At 41.8% G+C, this 15,611-nt stretch carries 19 protein-coding genes; all 19 read left to right on the forward strand.

All coding sequences use genetic code 11. From position 1 onward, the window contains the following. Positions 1-3 precede the first annotated feature (3 nt). The 19 genes from A4H00_RS06880 to rnr all read left to right on the forward strand — a co-directional run bounded on the left by A4H00_RS06880 (position 4) and on the right by rnr (position 15,609). Positions 4-1,104, forward strand: coding sequence for a DUF871 domain-containing protein (locus A4H00_RS06880; RefSeq protein WP_067088498.1), 1,101 nt, complete (start codon positions 4-6; stop codon positions 1,102-1,104). Between the two features lie 156 nt (positions 1,105-1,260). After that, the gene (locus A4H00_RS06885) at positions 1,261-3,255 is read left to right on the forward strand and encodes a BglG family transcription antiterminator (protein ID WP_067088499.1); all 1,995 of its coding nucleotides are present in this window, start codon (positions 1,261-1,263) and stop codon (positions 3,253-3,255) included. A gap of 16 nt (positions 3,256-3,271) precedes the next feature. Beyond that, positions 3,272-3,583 carry a PTS sugar transporter subunit IIB gene (locus A4H00_RS06890; protein WP_067088500.1) on the forward strand — a complete coding sequence of 104 codons (312 nt, stop codon included), beginning with the start codon at positions 3,272-3,274 and terminating at the stop codon, positions 3,581-3,583. Between the two features lie 2 nt (positions 3,584-3,585). After that, entirely contained in the window at positions 3,586-3,912 is a 327-nt protein-coding gene (locus tag A4H00_RS06895) for a PTS lactose/cellobiose transporter subunit IIA (RefSeq protein WP_067088501.1), read from the forward strand. 3 nt (positions 3,913-3,915) lie between these two features. Then, the gene (locus A4H00_RS06900) at positions 3,916-4,356 is read left to right on the forward strand and encodes a DUF3284 domain-containing protein (protein WP_067088503.1); all 441 of its coding nucleotides are present in this window, start codon (positions 3,916-3,918) and stop codon (positions 4,354-4,356) included. Next, positions 4,357-5,703, forward strand: coding sequence for a PTS sugar transporter subunit IIC (locus tag A4H00_RS06905; protein WP_067088506.1), 1,347 nt, complete (start codon positions 4,357-4,359; stop codon positions 5,701-5,703). A 408-nt stretch (positions 5,704-6,111) separates the two neighbouring features. Further along, on the forward strand, positions 6,112-6,861 hold the full coding sequence (locus A4H00_RS06910) for an HAD family hydrolase (protein ID WP_067088508.1): 750 nt from the start codon (positions 6,112-6,114) through the stop codon (positions 6,859-6,861). Further along, positions 6,854-7,438, forward strand: a complete 585-nt coding sequence (locus tag A4H00_RS06915) for a VanZ family protein (RefSeq protein WP_067088510.1) — start codon at positions 6,854-6,856, stop codon at positions 7,436-7,438. Before A4H00_RS06910 ends, A4H00_RS06915 begins: the two co-directional genes overlap by 8 nt. A 60-nt stretch (positions 7,439-7,498) precedes the next feature. Beyond that, complete coding sequence (gene ybeY / locus A4H00_RS06920) at positions 7,499-7,996, forward strand: rRNA maturation RNase YbeY (protein WP_067088512.1); 498 nt, start codon at positions 7,499-7,501, stop codon at positions 7,994-7,996. Further along, a complete protein-coding gene (locus A4H00_RS06925; RefSeq protein ID WP_067088514.1) occupies positions 7,977-8,378 on the forward strand; it encodes a diacylglycerol kinase family protein in 402 nt (133 codons plus the stop codon). The genes ybeY and A4H00_RS06925 overlap by 20 nt, the downstream gene beginning before the upstream one ends. A gap of 9 nt (positions 8,379-8,387) precedes the next feature. Beyond that, a complete protein-coding gene (gene era, locus A4H00_RS06930; RefSeq protein ID WP_067088516.1) occupies positions 8,388-9,287 on the forward strand; it encodes a GTPase Era in 900 nt (299 codons plus the stop codon). 95 nt (positions 9,288-9,382) lie between these two features. Beyond that, positions 9,383-9,547, forward strand: coding sequence for a hypothetical protein (locus tag A4H00_RS12350; protein ID WP_335339452.1), 165 nt, complete (start codon positions 9,383-9,385; stop codon positions 9,545-9,547). Positions 9,548-9,574: 27 nt separating this feature from the next. Beyond that, positions 9,575-9,817: a GNAT family N-acetyltransferase gene (locus A4H00_RS12355; protein WP_335339453.1), complete on the forward strand. Its 243-nt coding sequence runs from the start codon at positions 9,575-9,577 to the stop codon at positions 9,815-9,817. Between the two features lie 199 nt (positions 9,818-10,016). Next, complete coding sequence (gene mutM, locus A4H00_RS06940) at positions 10,017-10,841, forward strand: DNA-formamidopyrimidine glycosylase (RefSeq protein WP_067091533.1); 825 nt, start codon at positions 10,017-10,019, stop codon at positions 10,839-10,841. Beyond that, positions 10,838-11,434, forward strand: coding sequence for a dephospho-CoA kinase (gene coaE / locus A4H00_RS06945; RefSeq protein ID WP_067088518.1), 597 nt, complete (start codon positions 10,838-10,840; stop codon positions 11,432-11,434). Before mutM ends, coaE begins: the two co-directional genes overlap by 4 nt. A 4-nt stretch (positions 11,435-11,438) precedes the next feature. Next, the gene (locus A4H00_RS06950) at positions 11,439-12,641 is read left to right on the forward strand and encodes a multidrug efflux MFS transporter (protein WP_257721995.1); all 1,203 of its coding nucleotides are present in this window, start codon (positions 11,439-11,441) and stop codon (positions 12,639-12,641) included. Then, positions 12,641-12,790, forward strand: coding sequence for a 50S ribosomal protein L33 (rpmG, locus tag A4H00_RS11490; protein ID WP_082815604.1), 150 nt, complete (start codon positions 12,641-12,643; stop codon positions 12,788-12,790). Before A4H00_RS06950 ends, rpmG begins: the two co-directional genes overlap by 1 nt. Positions 12,791-12,835: 45 nt before the next feature. Further along, positions 12,836-13,069 (forward strand): preprotein translocase subunit SecG, encoded by a 234-nt coding sequence (gene secG, locus A4H00_RS06955; protein ID WP_067088520.1) that lies wholly within the window; start codon positions 12,836-12,838, stop codon positions 13,067-13,069. Between the two features lie 206 nt (positions 13,070-13,275). After that, positions 13,276-15,609: a ribonuclease R gene (gene rnr / locus A4H00_RS06960; RefSeq protein ID WP_067088523.1), complete on the forward strand. Its 2,334-nt coding sequence runs from the start codon at positions 13,276-13,278 to the stop codon at positions 15,607-15,609. Positions 15,610-15,611: the final 2 nt, after the last annotated feature.

The following is a 15,611-nucleotide window of genomic DNA, read 5'->3' on the forward strand; positions in this document are numbered from 1 at the left end:
TTTATGCTAACACTTGGCTTTTCACTCTATCCAGAAAAATATGACCTCAAGCATTCCCTTGATTATATTGACCTACTAGCTAGATATGGAGCGAAGCGACTCTTTATGAGCCTTCTGCAATTGTCAGATGGAATAGACGATTATGGTCAGCTTTATCAAGCCATTATTGCCTATGCAAATCAGCAGGGGATTCGAGTGATTGCGGATGTCAGCCCAGCTTTTTTGGAAGCAAATGGTTGGCAAGATTGTCTGATTGAAAAGTGTCGTGAATTTGGACTAGCAGGCCTAAGACTTGATGAGGCCTTACCATTAGCTGATATGGTGACCTTGACCCATCATTCTTACGGCATTAAAATCGAGCTCAATATGAGTACTGATAAGCGGCTTTTGACAGACTTAATAGCAGCCGGTGCCGATTTGAGTAATATCATTGCCTGTCATAACTTTTATCCTCATGAATTTACTGGTCTATCTCGCTCACATTTCTTGGAGATGTCACGTTTTTACCATGAGAGAGGTATCGAAACAGCAGTCTTTTTGAGTTCGAATACGGCCTTAGAAGGACCGTGGCCTGTTACAGAAGGTCTTCCAACTTTAGAAGAAATCCGTCATGCTCCACTAACTGTTCAGGCAGAAGTGATGAAAGCAACTGGCTTGTTTGATACGGTTCTAATTTCTAATCAATTCATAGCAGAAACAGAATTGGCAAGTTTGGTGGAGGTATTGGGACAGGACAGCGTTGGGCTAACCTATGAGCCCTTGGTGGAGTTAACAGATATAGAACAGAAAGTCCTAGCTTTTCCTCATCGCTATCGGGGAGATGTATCTGATTTTGTTATTCGCTCAACTGAACCACGTGTCCAATATCAAGAAGCGACTGTTCCTGCGCGACTTCAATCAAAAGCAGTTACCCGCGGAACCATTGTGATAGATAATGATGCTTACTCGCGCTATAAGGGAGAAGTGCAAATCGCTCTTAAGTCCTTTACCATGACGGATAAGACAAACATCGTCGCCCAACTGACACCTTGGAGTTTGCTGATTTTAGATTATCTGCAACCTTGGCAAGCCTTTCGACTGGTAGAAGAGATCAATCCCCTTTAAAGACTTGAACGAATCCTATTTCGTTACTTGTTTCTATCTGTTAGAAATTAGTGAGTACAAACTTCACTAGCATTACGGAAAAAAGAAGTGTAACAACTTCTCAACTATTTGTTACAATAGAATTAGGAAAGGGTTTTCAAGGGTAGGAGGTGAGAAATGCTAACAAAAAAAGAAGCAGCAATTGTGGACGTTTTGCTGCAGCACCAAACTAGCTACCTTTCAAGTCAAAAAATTGCAGCAGCAATAGGGATGAGTGATCGAACCATTCGAAAGTATTTGGGGCTGATTGAAGATAAGATAGGTCGTCACGGAGCTGTTTTAACGTCTAAGTCAGGCTATGGTTACTTGCTTTCCTTTACAGATGAGGAAGCCTTTCAATTGTATTGGCAAGAAGTGCAGAAAGCAGATCGGTTTATCAAGGAAGTCACCCAATTAGAAGAATCGATTGATAGGCGGCACTATATTATTCACAAACTCTTTTTGGAGGATGACTGTCCAACTATTTCTGACCTATCGCAGGAATTATATCTGAGTAAAACGAGTATTGCGCAACTGCTTCATGATATTAAGGACTTGGTTCTACCATATGGCATTAAGGTTCAGACGGGTCGTAAGGGTATTCGGATTGTCGGGAAGGAAGGTGCGATTCGCCATTTCATCAAAGATTATTTCTTTTTAGATAGTTTTCAGCAGTCAGTTTTTTCATTGATACATGATGAATTATTGGAGGAAAGCCATTTTTCAGAGATTATCATGGTGGTGATTGACGAATGTCGCAATGCCCAGCTACATTTGCCAGATTTTATTCTTCATAATTTAGTAGTTCATTTAGCCTTGATGATTCGTCGGATTCATCTAGGAAAAGAGATTAAGATTGTGTCCGGTGAGCAGCTAGGAGATAGTCGCGAGTATCAGGTCGCACAAAGAATGTTACATCGTCTGTCTGAAAGTTTTGCCTTGGTCTTTCCAGAGAAAGAGGCAGAATATATCTCCATTCATCTCCATAGGGGGAGTATAAAAGATACTGAGGAGCAGGAAATTCCTCAGAAAACAGATGATCTAGCGACTCAGCTTACTCATCAATTGGAAGAACTGGGGCAAGAATTACAGGTGCCATTGCAAACCGATGGACATCTGCTAGAGTCGCTAAAAGCTCACTTTGTTCCTCTTGTGCACCGACTAGATAATCATATTCAACTGCTTAATCCTTTAAAAGAAGATATTATCAGGCAATATCCACTTGTATTTGAAGCTGTGAAGCAGCATTTTTCAAGAATGCCTCTATTGCAGCATCACCAGATTACTGATGATGAGTATGCCTATATTAGTCTGCATATCTTGGCCTCTTTAGAAAAAATGAGCACCCAAAATCACCACCGTGTTTTGGTGGTTTGCGCGAGTGGCTATGGAAGTGCACGGATGTTACAGAGTCGATTGGAAAAGGAATTCCCCCAGGAGTTGGAGATTGTAGAAGTTGCTAGCTACCTTGACTTGTCTGAACACAAGCTAAAAGGAATTGATTTTATCATTTCCTCAGTCGATTTAGGAAATTTGGTCTTTCTCGTTCCAGTTGTTAGAGTAAATGTCCTCTTGCAGTCACGAGATATTGCGCGTATTCGTGCTCATATGGCGAAAAAAGCATGGACGAGTAGTGACTCTGGTCTGGTTCATACGAGTGAACCGAGGCAAAATCAGCAGTCATTAGATATCACACAACTCTTTCAGGAACATCAATTTTTATACTTTGACAAGGCAGTTGATAAAGAAACGATTTTGTCAGAAATGATACAACGTTTGGATGAAGCAGAAAATCAGCCATTTCAGTTGGATTTCCGTAAGCAAATTGCTGTCCGTGAAAATCTGAGTTCGATTGTCTATGATGAAGTTCTAGCCTTTCCACATCCAGCAAAAGCTCTATCTTTGATGGAACAAGTAGTAGTAGCGATTTGTCAAGAACCCGTAAAGTGGGACAAAGAACATGAAAAGGTACAGTTTATCTTCCTTCTTTCGCCTTCAAAAGGAAAAAATGAGCGGATGAAGGTACTAACTCCAGCCTTGGTTAGTTTTGTCCACTGTCCAGAGCTACATAAAGAATTGTTGAGCAAACCAACACTAGAAAATTTTATAACAGTAGTACGCCCTTTATTATAGGGAAGGAGGAATTAGAATGAAAAATATTATGTTAGTATGTAATGCTGGTATGTCTACTAGTATGTTAGTGACCAAGATGTTGAAATCTGCAGCCGATAAGGGAATTGAAACAACTATTTGGGCTGTTCCTGTCTCAGAGGTTGCTGATGAAGTAGCGAATAAATCAATTGATGCCTTGCTAGTCGGACCTCAGGTCAAATTTATGTTGGATGAGTACAAGGAAAATTATGAGCCTGCAATCAAAGTAGGCGACATCAATATGGTAGATTACGGAACAATGAATGGGGCCAACGTCTTAGACTTTGCCTTGAAGTTACTAGGAGATTAACAATGGTAGAACCAGTAAATCTTGAAGCAATCATGGGGCTGATTATGCATGGAGGCGATGCCAAGGGAAATGCCGTTAAAGCGATTCGGTCTGCGAAGAAAGGCGATTTTGAAGAAGCAGCAGCCTTTCTTGAAAAAGCAAATCAATCCTTGAGCATTGCGCATAAATCTCAAACAGCTTTGTTATCAGAGGAAGCATCCGGTCAGTCGGTAGAAGTTTCCCTTCTAATGGTGCATGGACAGGATCATCTCATGAATGCTATTACATTTTTGGATATGGCCAAGGAGACGGTTGACCTTTACCGCCGAATAGAAGATATGGGAGGATAGTAAATGGAAGCACGTTTGACAGTTACTGGCCAGCCTGAGTTATACTATCAGCTCTGTTTAGAACTGTTTCAGGCCGACTATCAAGGAGCAACGGGACAAACGATTCCACTGTCTGAGATAAGAGAGGGCTTGAGTTTCGTCAAGCGATTTGGTAAGAAAAGAGAGCAATCTGTTAAGGTTACCTTGCAACAGTTGGTTGAAAATCAGTCTTATGCTGTCGCTATTCAATCTAATCGTGGTGTGCAATTTTTGACCTATCAATTACGCTCTTTAGGACAGGATGAGGTAGAGATTTGCTATTCAGAGGATTATCTACCAGAGGGGCGCTTTAATCAGCTTAATTACAAGCTATTGTTGCCTCTTATGAGAAGGAGTTTAGAGAAGCGGATGCTTCTTCAAATTAAAAAATTTGCAGAATTTGCAATAAAAAAGGAGGTTCCTTAAATGGACACATTTATGAAAATTTCTGGCAAACTAGGATCGCAAAAGCACTTGGTTGCCATACGGGATGCATTTCTTGCTATGTTTCCACTCACCATGGCAGGAGCAATTGCTGTTTTAATCAATGTCTTAGTACGTGATATTCCAAATAGCATGGGAAATACTGGTTTTGCAGAGTCTATGCAGCCACTTATTACCTTAAATGGTTGTGTGTATTTTGGTACAATTGCCATTATGGCGCTAGCCTTTGTCTTTGCTCTTGGCTACAACCGAGCACAACATGAAAAATTGAATCCTATTGCCGGTGGTCTGGTTTCTTTTGCAGCTTTTATCTCAACCATTCCACAAACAATGACCATTGTAACAGATGTGGCAGGCTTAGATAAATCAATTGTTAAAGCCTTAGCTGATTTTGGTTTGACTATTTCTGAAAGTGGTTTGGAAACATCAGATTGGGGAGCAATTAAGGTAGCCTATGCTGGAGCTACGGGCTTGTTTACAGCGATGATTATCGGTCTTCTTTCAGCAGAAATTTACTGCTTCTTGATGAAAAAGAAAATTACGATTAAGATGCCAGATACGGTTCCACCAGCTGTTAATAAGGCCTTTGCTTCTATGATTCCAGGGATTGTAGCGATATATGTATCTGCTTTCATCGGCTTCATGGCGATGCAATTATCTGGTCAACCCTTAAATGATTTAGTATCAACCTATATTCAAAAACCATTACTTGGATTATCACAAGGCTGGTTCAGTGTTATCTTACTTTCTTTCTTGGTTCAATTATTCTGGTTCTTCGGACTTCATGGCCACAATGTATTGGGTCCTGTTTTGGACGGTATTTACCTACCTGCTTTGCTCGAAAATACAGCAGCGCATGAAGCTGGTAAAACCCTTCCATATATTTGGACTCGTGGGTCATTTGATGCTTATGGGCAAATGGGTGGTTCAGGAGTGACCATTGCCTTCATTATCGCAGTCTTCCTATTTTCAAAACGCCAAGAATACCGTGCAGTTGCAAAATTGTCTGCACCGATGGGTGTCTTTAATATCAATGAACCAATCACCTTTGGGATTCCAATGGTCTTAAATCCACTCTTCATTATTCCATGGCTTATCGTACCACCAATCTGTTGTGGAATTGCTTATACAGCAACAGCTCTAGGCTTGATTCCTTCAGTTTATGTATCTATTCCATGGATTACTCCTCCAGGACTTTATGCCTTCCTTGCAACAGGGGGAAATCTCTTAGCAGGTGCTATTTCACTCTTTAATGTCTTTGTTGCTTTCCTTATCTGGACACCATTTGTTATTGCAGCAAATAAGGTAGAAGTAGGGGAAAATGCGTAACACAATATGAGGGCCGGGACAGCGATTCCAGGCCTTTTATAGTGAATTGAATAAAGATTAGGACATCGTTATACTCTATAAAAATCAAAATCTGACTAGGCAACGAAATCGTAGCTAGAACTGAAGTTCAGCAAGGTGAGTTAACGACGTCAGACTTTGATTTTTGACGAGTATAAGTCGCTTTACTTCAATAGTCCAGTAGACTGTTGAAGGTTGGAAATAGGGATTATGGAGTAATCCTCAATTAACGCCAGCTCTATCTGCAGCTCCTTGCCTTGTCCTATTCCTTTCTCAATTCACTATATTTGCTATCATTTTTATCATTGAACGGAGTATGGAGGTAGGAAAAGATAGGGAGAGATTAGCCTCGTTTCAGCAATAAATCAGGATTTTTGCTAGAATAGAAGTATGAAAGCATTGATTTTTGATTTGGATGATACCTTGTATAATCAGGAAGAGCCTTTTCAGCGGGCGGTTCAGGCACATCTACCTGTCCAAGATGAGCAAATGGGTGACTTATATATAGCCTTTAGACTGTATGCAGATGAGGTTTTTGAAGCCGCGACAGCAGGCGATATCACACTCGAAAGTAGCCATATTTACCGAATGAAGCGAGCTTTGGCTGATGTTGGCTATGCAGTTTCAGATGAATTGGCGCTCACTATTCAGCAAGAGTACCAAGAAAACCAAGGGAAGCTATCGCTTAGTCCAGAATTTCCAGCTATTTTTGACTATTGTCGTCAGAACAAGATTCGTCTGGGGATTATTACCAATGGCCCACATCTTCATCAACTGCGCAAGTTGCAATCCTTAGAAATGACCAATTGGATTTCAGAGTATGTGACTATTATTTCTGGTCAAGTGGGAGTAACCAAGCCTTCTAAGGAGATTTTTGACCTAATGGTAGAGAAGATGCAACTCTTACCTGAGGACATGTGCTATGTTGGTGATTCCTTTGAAAATGATGTTGCCGGTGCAAAAGCTGCAGGTTGGAAAGCCATTTGGCTCAATCACCGGAAACGGAAACAGCCCCAAAGTCCCTATCAAGCAGATGCGGTGGTGGAGGAGCGGGAAGAACTGCTCGGTGTGATTGAGCAATTAGTCAGTCACTCAGTTACCCAGTTTGAGGCAGAGCAGCAAGGAAAAGCCAATGAATAAGAAGTACCTCCTGTTAGATAGTATGAATGCCCTGCTTTCTTTTTTCGTGTGTCGCTACGTCTTTATGCACTATCTTTATTTTCAATATTATCTTCGGATGGTAGTGCGTATGCCTGAGATTGATTTTGTGGGACCATTGCTGGTCATTCTCGTCATGAGCTATAGTGTATTTGTTTTTATGAGCTTTTTCTATCGGAAGCACGTAGACAGGAAAATGATTCTAGTGCTATATGCCATTTATTTTGCTTGTTTAGCTTTCCTACTGGTTTTCAAAAGCATGGGGATTAAAGGGCTTGTCTTGAATCCGATGGAAACACTACAAGATATACAAGCTGGAAATATCTTCGTTCCTTTGATGAATCTTGTCATGTTTATTCCTCTAGGGACACTCGTTACAAGGAAAAAACAATTTTTAGTCGCAGTTGCTGGCGTGATAGGAGTTGAAATCGCCCAGTATGTCTTTAGCTTTGGGATTTGTGATACAGGAGATATTGTGCTAAATAGCGTAGGGATCTTGATTGGAATAGCCATCAGACAAATCGGCTTGCTAAAATTCTTCTTAGAGAAGATAGGCTAGCACTTTTTCCTTTCTTCTGGCTTTGTGATATAATAAATAGAGAAAGAAGTGTGGTGAAACATGTATATTGAAATGGTGGATGAAACAAAACAAGTGACAGAGGAAATGCAGCAACAGATTCGAGACTTGTTGGAGTTTGCGGCTCAAAAGATTGGTAAAGAGCAAAAGGAAATGGCTATTACCTTTGTTGATAACGCGCGTGTTCATGAGGTCAATTTGGAATACCGTGGCATCGACCGTCCGACAGATGTAGTGAGTTTGGAGTATAAGCCAGAGACCGAGATTGTCTTTGATGAGGAAGATTTGCTTGAGAATCCAGAATTGAGCGAGATGCTAGCGGATTTTGATGCCTACATCGGTGAGTTGTATATCTCCATTGATAAGGCGCATGAACAAGCAAAAGACTATGGTCATAGTTTTGAACGTGAAATGGGCTTTTTAGCTGTGCATGGTTTTCTGCACATTAACGGTTATGACCATTATACGCCGGAAGAAGAAGCAGAAATGTTTGGTTTACAAGAAGAAATACTGACAGCTTATGGACTTACACGAGAATAATCCACAAAAAAAATGGAAAAATAAAGATCTGGTTGCTAGCCTTGAGTTTGCGGTGACAGGTCTTTTTACGGCTTTTAAGGAAGAACGAAACATGCGAAAGCATCTGGTATCTGCGATTTTAGTCGTGATAGCTGGTTTGATTTTTCGTGTTTCAACAACCGAGTGGCTGTTTTTGCTCCTGAGTATTAGCTTGGTGATTGCTTTTGAAATTGTCAATTCTGCGATTGAAAATGTTGTTGATTTGGCGTCAAGCTACCATTTCTCCATGCTAGCAAAAAATGCCAAGGATATGGCAGCAGGGGCGGTTTTGTTTGTATCAGCTTTTGCTTTATTGACGGGGCTGATTATCTTTCTTCCAAAAATTTGGAATGTGATATTTTAAGGGGTAGAAATGACATTTAAATCAGGTTTTGTAGCTATTTTAGGACGTCCAAATGTTGGGAAATCAACTTTTCTCAACTACGTAATGGGACAAAAAATTGCTATTATGAGTGACAAGGCGCAGACGACGCGCAATAAAATTATGGGGATTTACACGACAGAGACAGAGCAGATTGTCTTTATTGATACGCCCGGTATCCATAAGCCCAAGACAGCCTTGGGTGATTTTATGGTGGAGTCTGCCTACAGTACTCTTCGCGAGGTGGATACGGTACTTTTTATGGTGCCAGCCGATGAGCCACGTGGTAAGGGTGATGATATGATTATGGAGCGCCTCAAATCTGCTAAAGTACCTGTTATTTTAGTGGTGAATAAGATTGATAAGGTGCATCCGGATCAGCTCTTGGAGCAGATTGATGATTTTCGAACGCAGATGGACTTTAAGGAAATCGTCCCAATTTCTGCGACCCAAGGAAATAACGTCAATCGACTTATGGAAATCTTAAAGGATAATCTAGACGAAGGTTTCCAGTATTTCCCAGCTGATCAGATTACGGATCATCCAGAGCGCTTTTTGGTGTCTGAGATGATTCGGGAGAAGGTGCTTCATTTGACCCGTGAAGAGATTCCGCATTCAGTAGCTGTTGTCATTGATAGTATGAAGCGAGATGAGGAGACGGATAAGATTCACATTCGAGCAACCATTATGGTCGAACGTGATAGCCAAAAAGGCATTGTCATCGGAAAAGGTGGAGCTATGCTCAAGAAAATTGGCTCCATGGCTCGCCGTGACATCGAGTTAATGTTGGGTGATAAGGTCTTCTTAGAAACCTGGGTCAAGGTCAAGAAAAATTGGCGGGATAAAAAGCTAGACTTGGCGGACTTTGGCTATAATCAAAAAGAGTATTAATGAGTTTTTCCGTGATGAAAAATGATTGAAGAAACGGGCAGCAAAGCATAGCCCGTTGACTTTTTGTGCTGATTGTAAGGAGTGAAGTGTTAGGAATGTGTGGAAAGATTCGATTGGTTGAGCCAAATGAAGTCGAAATCTGGCTAGGTTTTGCAAAACAAATCTGGTCTAGCGATAGAGAGAAGTTACGGACAGGCTTTTTAAGCAATCCATTTCCCTATGAATTTCTCTACTGGCGTGGAGGAAAGGCTCTTGCCTGATTAAGTCTTTCTATTCGCAAAGAATATGTGGAAGGGTGTGCTAGTCTTCCAACTGCCTATTTAGAGGGGATTGCCGTTCTCCCAGAAGCGAGGCAACAAGGCATCGCACGAGAATTGCTTGCCTTTGCCAAACAATGGGCGAAAGACCAGGATTGTCTACAATTAGCTTCCGATTGTTCCTTAGAAAATGAGCTTAGCCAAGTATTTCATCACAGAAACGGCTTTTGTGAAGTAAGTCGAACGGTTCATTATATCTTGAACGTGGATTAGAAGCGGTTCTATACAAGAGGTAAGTCGAAGGATTAGGCTAAGCTTGCTCTTTATATAAAAAATAATGAAGAAAGGATAGGGAAGCTGGTGTTCGAAATGAAATACTAGTTGCGGACGGTGTCAAAAAGTTACAACTTACCTAAAGTAGGTGTTATTGATAGATTTGGCTATGTCCGCTTACGCCCTTTGTATCTTAATCATGCCAGAATTACCAGAGGTTGAAACCGTTCGCAAGGGACTTGAAAAACTGGTTGTTGGAAAAAGAATTCAGAAAGTAGAGATCACCTATCCTCGTATGGTGTTGACGGGGGCAGATGTTTTGCGTGAAGTCTTGGTTGGACAGGAGATTTGCGAGGTCAAGCGTCGCGGGAAGTATCTTTTGCTTTACTTGACAGATTTCGTGCTTATTTCCCATTTGCGGATGGAAGGTAAGTACAATTACTTTCCTGATCAAGTACCAGAAAATAAGCATTTTCATGCCTTTTTCACCTTTACAGATGGCAGTCACTTGGTCTATCAAGATGTGCGGAAGTTTGGAACTCTTGAGTTGCTAACAAGAGAACAAGTTGAGGATTATTTTCTCTCGAAAAAGTTAGGGCCAGAGCCGACCGCAGAAGATTTCGACTATGAGCGATTTACCGTTCAACTCGCCAAATCGAAAAAGCCTATTAAAGCCCACTTGCTGGATCAGACCTTGGTGGTAGGGCTGGGCAATATCTATGTGGACGAAGCCTTGTTTCAAGCAGGCATTCATCCTGTAAGAACTAGCCAAAGTCTCTCAACCAAAGAAAGCAAGGCCTTGCACCAAGCGATTATCGCCGTATTGCAACTAGGGGTTGAAAAAGGTGGCTCGACCATTCGAACCTATAAAAATGCCCTTGGAATGGATGGGACTATGCAAGATTATCTACAAGTTTATGGAAAGCAGGGACAAGAGTGTCCGCGTTGTCAGACAGAGATGATGAAATTCCAGTTATCTGGTCGTGGAACGCATATTTGTCCCAAGTGTCAGGTCGCGCCATGACGAGAGTGATTGGATTAACAGGTGGTATTGCTTCGGGGAAATCCACAGTGACAGCTTATTTGCGAAAACGTGGCTATCAGGTCATTGATGCGGACCAAGTCGTTCACCAGTTGCAAGAAAAAGGTGGGAAACTCTATCAGGTTTTAGTCGAAGAATTTGGAACAGGCATTGTAGCAGCCGATGGCAAACTTAACCGAGAGCGATTAGGAGAGCTGGTTTTTGGGCAAAAAAAAGTCAGAGAACGACTTTCTCAGCTGCAAGATGGAGTTATTCGACAGGAACTGGTGAAAGAACGCGATCGATTGGCTGAAATGACAGATGTGCTGTTCATGGACATTCCCTTGCTCTTTGAATTGGGCTATGAAGAAGTAGTCGATGAGATTTGGCTTGTCGTACTGGCACCAGAGCTACAATTAGAACGGTTAATGGAGCGAAATCAGCTCAGTCTAGGGGCAGCAAAGGAGCGTTTAGCCGCACAAATGCCTCTTGAAGAAAAGAAAAAGCGGACACCGTATCAGATTGATAATGGTGGAGAAAGGCTTGCAACTTATGCACAAGTTGACCAGCTTTTACAGCGTATAGAAAGAAGATGATTTTATTTTAAGTCAGGATGTTTGGAAGCAAAATCTAAAAATTGCTTGGGTAGGAAATTTTTTTGTTGGATCAAGTATTTCGATGGTTATGCCCTTTATTTCCGTATTTGTCGAAGAATTGGGAGCCCCGAAAAATCAGGTAGAATTTTATGCAGGTCTGGCAGTATCAACAACAGCCTTGGCCTCAGCAATCATGTCTCCGATTTGGGGGAGTTTGGCTGACCGGTATGGGCGTAAACCAATGATGGTACGGGCTAGTGCCGTCATGGTCATTAGCATGGGAGGTTTGGCCTTTATCAACAATGTGTTTTGGCTCATTCTCTTGCGAATACTAACAGGAATGTTTGCAGGATATGTGCCCAATTCAACTGCCTTGATTGCCAGTCAAGTCCCTAAAGAAAAGACAGGTTACGCTCTTGGTACCTTGTCAACAGGTTTAGTGGCAGGAACCTTAATTGGTCCAATGCTCGGTGGTTTCCTGGCAGAAGTAGTCGGTATGCGCTTGGTTTTTCTGATTGTAGGTTTCTTACTCTTTCTCGTGACGATTGTGACCTATTTCTATATCAAGGAAGATTTTACACCGATTAAGGCAGGTGAGGAGATGAGCCTAGGCGAAGTCTTTCACCAGATTAGGGACAAGCAGATTGTGCTGAGCTTATTTGTCACCAGTATGATTATTCAAATGGCAGCCCAGTCGGTCGTGCCAATCTTGACACTTTACATTCGGTATTTGGGCCAAACGGAAAACCTCTTATTTGTATCTGGGGTGATTATTTCGGTACTGGGTGTTTCTTCGATGGTCAGCTCACCGCAGCTTGGAAAATTGGGCGATAAGATTGGAAATCACCGTCTCTTGCTCATGGCTCTGCTATACAGTTTCATCATGAATTGGCTCAATGCCCATGCGACAACTCCCTTGCAATTAGGAATTTTCCGCTTTTTCTATGGTTTTGGAACAGGAGCGCTTTTGCCGTCTGTCAATTCCTTACTGGCGAAATTAACCCCCAAAGAAGGGATTTCACGGATTTTTTCTTTCAATCAAACCTTTATGTACATGGGTTCTGTTTTGGGACCAATGCTGGGGTCAGGTGTGGCAACGTATCTAGGTTATCGTTGGGTATTCTATGTGACCTGTAGCTTAGTGCTGGTCAATCTCATCTGGTCGCTCTATAGTTTTAGAAATTACTTGAAAGTCAGGGAAATTTAGTGAGAATTAAAATCAATTTACAATGTTCAGAATGTGGTAGTAAAAATTATCTGACCAGCAAAAATAGCAAGACCCATCCACAAAAGATTGAAGTCCTAAAATACTGTCCAAAAGAGAGAAAAGTGACACTACATGTTGAAACCAAGTAGATTTTGTGGTATACTGTTGGGAGTTATTAAAGAAAGAGAACAATTATGTATAACGTTTTATTAACCATTCTTTTAATTTTATCTGCTATTATTATTATCGCTATCTTTATGCAACCAGCTAAAAATCAATCAAGTAATGTGTTTGATGCGAGTTCAGGAGCTCTCTTTGAACGGACAAAGGCGCGTGGTTTTGAGGCTGTTATGCAGCGATTAACCGCTATTCTCGTCTTTTGCTGGATGTTGATTGCGCTGGCCTTGGTAATTATTTCAAGTAAGTAAAAAGACTGGGACTTGTTCTTAGTCTCTTTTTTATCATGTGCTAGAATCAGGTTGTTTTCATTTATTAGGTCATTAACGCGTCCTGCCTAGTGCAAATACTTTATAAAATTCAAAATGAAACGACAATAGTCCAGCAGAGAAAAACAATCAGAAGAAGAGTTGCTACCTGTCACTAGGTGCACATATAAACCAACGAAAAGAGAAAAATGAAAAAAGAAATTATTGCCTATATTGAAGCAGTAGGTCCTGTCACTATGGACCAGCTGGCAGACCATTTTCAAGCGCGGTCTGCTAAAGAGTTTACGAATTTGGTCAAGCAGGTATCCCAGATGGAGGGACACCGGCAATTAAGTTTTGATGATCACGGTCGAATTGCCTTACCAGAAAAGAAGAAAAAAAATCGTGTAACCCTGACTGGGATTTTTCGGGCCAACAAAAACGGTTTTGGCTTTGTCACCGTTGATGAAGCAGAAGATGATCTTTTTGTCAGCCGAAATGATGTCAACTATGCTATTGAAGGAGACAGGGTTGAAGTTGCGATTAAGAAGGTCGCAGACCGCCTCAAGGGGACGGTAGCAGAAGCAGAAGTGATTGACATCTTAGAGCATAGTCTAAAGACAGCTGTTGGGCAGCTTGTCTTTGATGAAGATAAAAAAGAATTTGCAGGCTATATCAAGTCTAAAAATCAAAAAATCAGCCAGCCGATTTATCTGAAAAAATCAGCCTTGGTCTTGGACGGAACAGAAATTGTCAAGGTCGATATTGAGCAATACCCCAACAAAAAACGGGATTATTTTGTGGCGACGATTCGAGACGTCATTGGACACAAGGATGATGTCGGTATTGATGTCTTAGAGGTGCTAGAGTCCATGGACATCCTATCCGAATTTCCCGATGAGGTATTGGCAGAAGCCAATCAAATTCCAGACCAGCCTACCGAAAAAGACTATGAAGGGCGCTTGGATTTGCGTAAGGAGATTATCTTTACGATTGACGGAGCAGATGCAAAAGATTTGGATGATGCAGTGCATATCAAGCAACTCAAAAATGGCAATCTGGAGCTGGGAGTCCATATCGCAGATGTTTCTCACTATGTGACAGAAGGATCTGCCTTAGATAAAGAAGCTCTTAATCGTGGAACCTCAGTCTACGTCACAGATCGCGTGGTGCCCATGCTACCTGAACGCTTGTCAAATGGTATTTGCTCCCTAAATCCTAATGTGGATCGCCTAACCCAGTCTGCTATCATGGAAATTAACCGTAAGGGGCGTGTGGTGAAGCATTGGATTGGTCAAACGGTCATCAACACCACCTATCGGATGACCTATGCAGATGTTAATCGGATGATTGCCGGAGACAAAGCCAAACAGGAAGAATTTTCAAAAATCGTCCCAAGTGTGGAGAAAATGGTTCTGCTTCACGAAACGTTAGAAGCCATGCGGCTCAAGCGTGGAGCGCTTAATTTTGATACTAGTGAAGCGAAGATTATTGTCAATAAAGAGGGTCTGCCAGTTGATATCCAATTGCGGCAACGTGGCATTGCTGAGCGAATGATTGAGTCCTTTATGCTGGTCGCAAATGAAACGGTCGCAGAGCATTTTAGTCAGTTAGAACTGCCTTTTATCTATCGGATTCATGAGGAGCCAAAGGCTGATAAATTACAGAAATTCATCGACTATGCGAGTAGTTTTGGTCTTGGTATTGCAGGAACAGCTAGTTCCATTACTTCAGATGCCTTGCAAGACCTCATGGCGCGTGTGGCCGAGGAGCCTTATGCAGATGTTCTCAATATGATGCTTCTTCGTTCCATGCAACAGGCTCGGTATTCAGAGCATAATCATGGCCACTATGGACTCGGTGCGGATTACTATACGCATTTTACCAGTCCGATTCGGCGCTATCCCGATTTGTTGGTGCATCGAATGGTGCGACAATATAGCACAGTGACACCTGAAGTGGTCGCGCATTTTGAAGCAGAAATTCCTGCCATTGCCAAACAAACTTCTAGCTTGGAGCGTCGGGCGTTCGAGGCAGAGCGTGAAGTAGAAGCCATGAAAAAAGCAGAATACATGCAGGAATTTGTCGGGCAAGAATTCGATGGCGTGGTGTCTAGTATTGTCAAGTTTGGTCTTTTTGTGGAATTACCAAATACCGTTGAGGGCTTGATTCATATTCAACATCTACCTGAATTTTACCACTACAATGAACGAACCTTGACGCTCAAAGGAGAAAAATCAGGACGTACTTTCCGAGTTGGGCAAAGCATTCGCATCCAATTGACACGGGCAGATAAGCTAACCGGTGAAATTGATTTTGCTCATGTACCGTCTGATATGGATCAAATCGAGCCACCCCTAAAGGCAGTTCGCAAAAGCAAGAGCCATGCCAATCGAAATCGTTCAGACCGAACTGGTCGTGGAAAAGGCAAGGGACATAAGCAAGAGGAAGTAGCTCATCGTTCCAGTAAAAAAGGAAAAGAGAAGAAAAAGAAGCCATTTTATAAGGAAGTGGCCAAAGGAAAACGCAAAAAAAGGAGATAGAG

Origin of the sequence: Streptococcus marmotae, from assembly GCF_001623565.1 — a bacterium.
GTDB classification, from domain to species: Bacteria; Bacillota; Bacilli; order Lactobacillales; family Streptococcaceae; genus Streptococcus; species Streptococcus marmotae.

Excerpts from the sequence above, each read along its gene's own strand:
- A4H00_RS06880 (WP_067088498.1), top strand. The coding sequence starts at position 4 with ATGCTAACACTTGGCTTTTCACTCTATCCAGAAAAATATGACCTCAAG.
- A4H00_RS06885 (WP_067088499.1), top strand. The coding sequence starts at position 1,261 with ATGCTAACAAAAAAAGAAGCAGCAATTGTGGACGTTTTGCTGCAGCAC.
- A4H00_RS06890 (WP_067088500.1), top strand. The coding sequence starts at position 3,272 with ATGAAAAATATTATGTTAGTATGTAATGCTGGTATGTCTACTAGTATG.
- A4H00_RS06895 (WP_067088501.1), top strand. The coding sequence starts at position 3,586 with ATGGTAGAACCAGTAAATCTTGAAGCAATCATGGGGCTGATTATGCAT.
- A4H00_RS06900 (WP_067088503.1), top strand. The coding sequence starts at position 3,916 with ATGGAAGCACGTTTGACAGTTACTGGCCAGCCTGAGTTATACTATCAG.
- A4H00_RS06905 (WP_067088506.1), top strand. The coding sequence starts at position 4,357 with ATGGACACATTTATGAAAATTTCTGGCAAACTAGGATCGCAAAAGCAC.
- A4H00_RS06910 (WP_067088508.1), top strand. The coding sequence starts at position 6,112 with ATGAAAGCATTGATTTTTGATTTGGATGATACCTTGTATAATCAGGAA.
- A4H00_RS06915 (WP_067088510.1), top strand. The coding sequence starts at position 6,854 with ATGAATAAGAAGTACCTCCTGTTAGATAGTATGAATGCCCTGCTTTCT.
- ybeY (WP_067088512.1), top strand. The coding sequence starts at position 7,499 with ATGTATATTGAAATGGTGGATGAAACAAAACAAGTGACAGAGGAAATG.
- A4H00_RS06925 (WP_067088514.1), top strand. The coding sequence starts at position 7,977 with ATGGACTTACACGAGAATAATCCACAAAAAAAATGGAAAAATAAAGAT.
- era (WP_067088516.1), top strand. The coding sequence starts at position 8,388 with ATGACATTTAAATCAGGTTTTGTAGCTATTTTAGGACGTCCAAATGTT.
- A4H00_RS12350 (WP_335339452.1), top strand. The coding sequence starts at position 9,383 with ATGTGTGGAAAGATTCGATTGGTTGAGCCAAATGAAGTCGAAATCTGG.
- mutM (WP_067091533.1), top strand. The coding sequence starts at position 10,017 with ATGCCAGAATTACCAGAGGTTGAAACCGTTCGCAAGGGACTTGAAAAA.
- coaE (WP_067088518.1), top strand. The coding sequence starts at position 10,838 with ATGACGAGAGTGATTGGATTAACAGGTGGTATTGCTTCGGGGAAATCC.
- secG (WP_067088520.1), top strand. The coding sequence starts at position 12,836 with ATGTATAACGTTTTATTAACCATTCTTTTAATTTTATCTGCTATTATT.
- rnr (WP_067088523.1), top strand. The coding sequence starts at position 13,276 with ATGAAAAAAGAAATTATTGCCTATATTGAAGCAGTAGGTCCTGTCACT.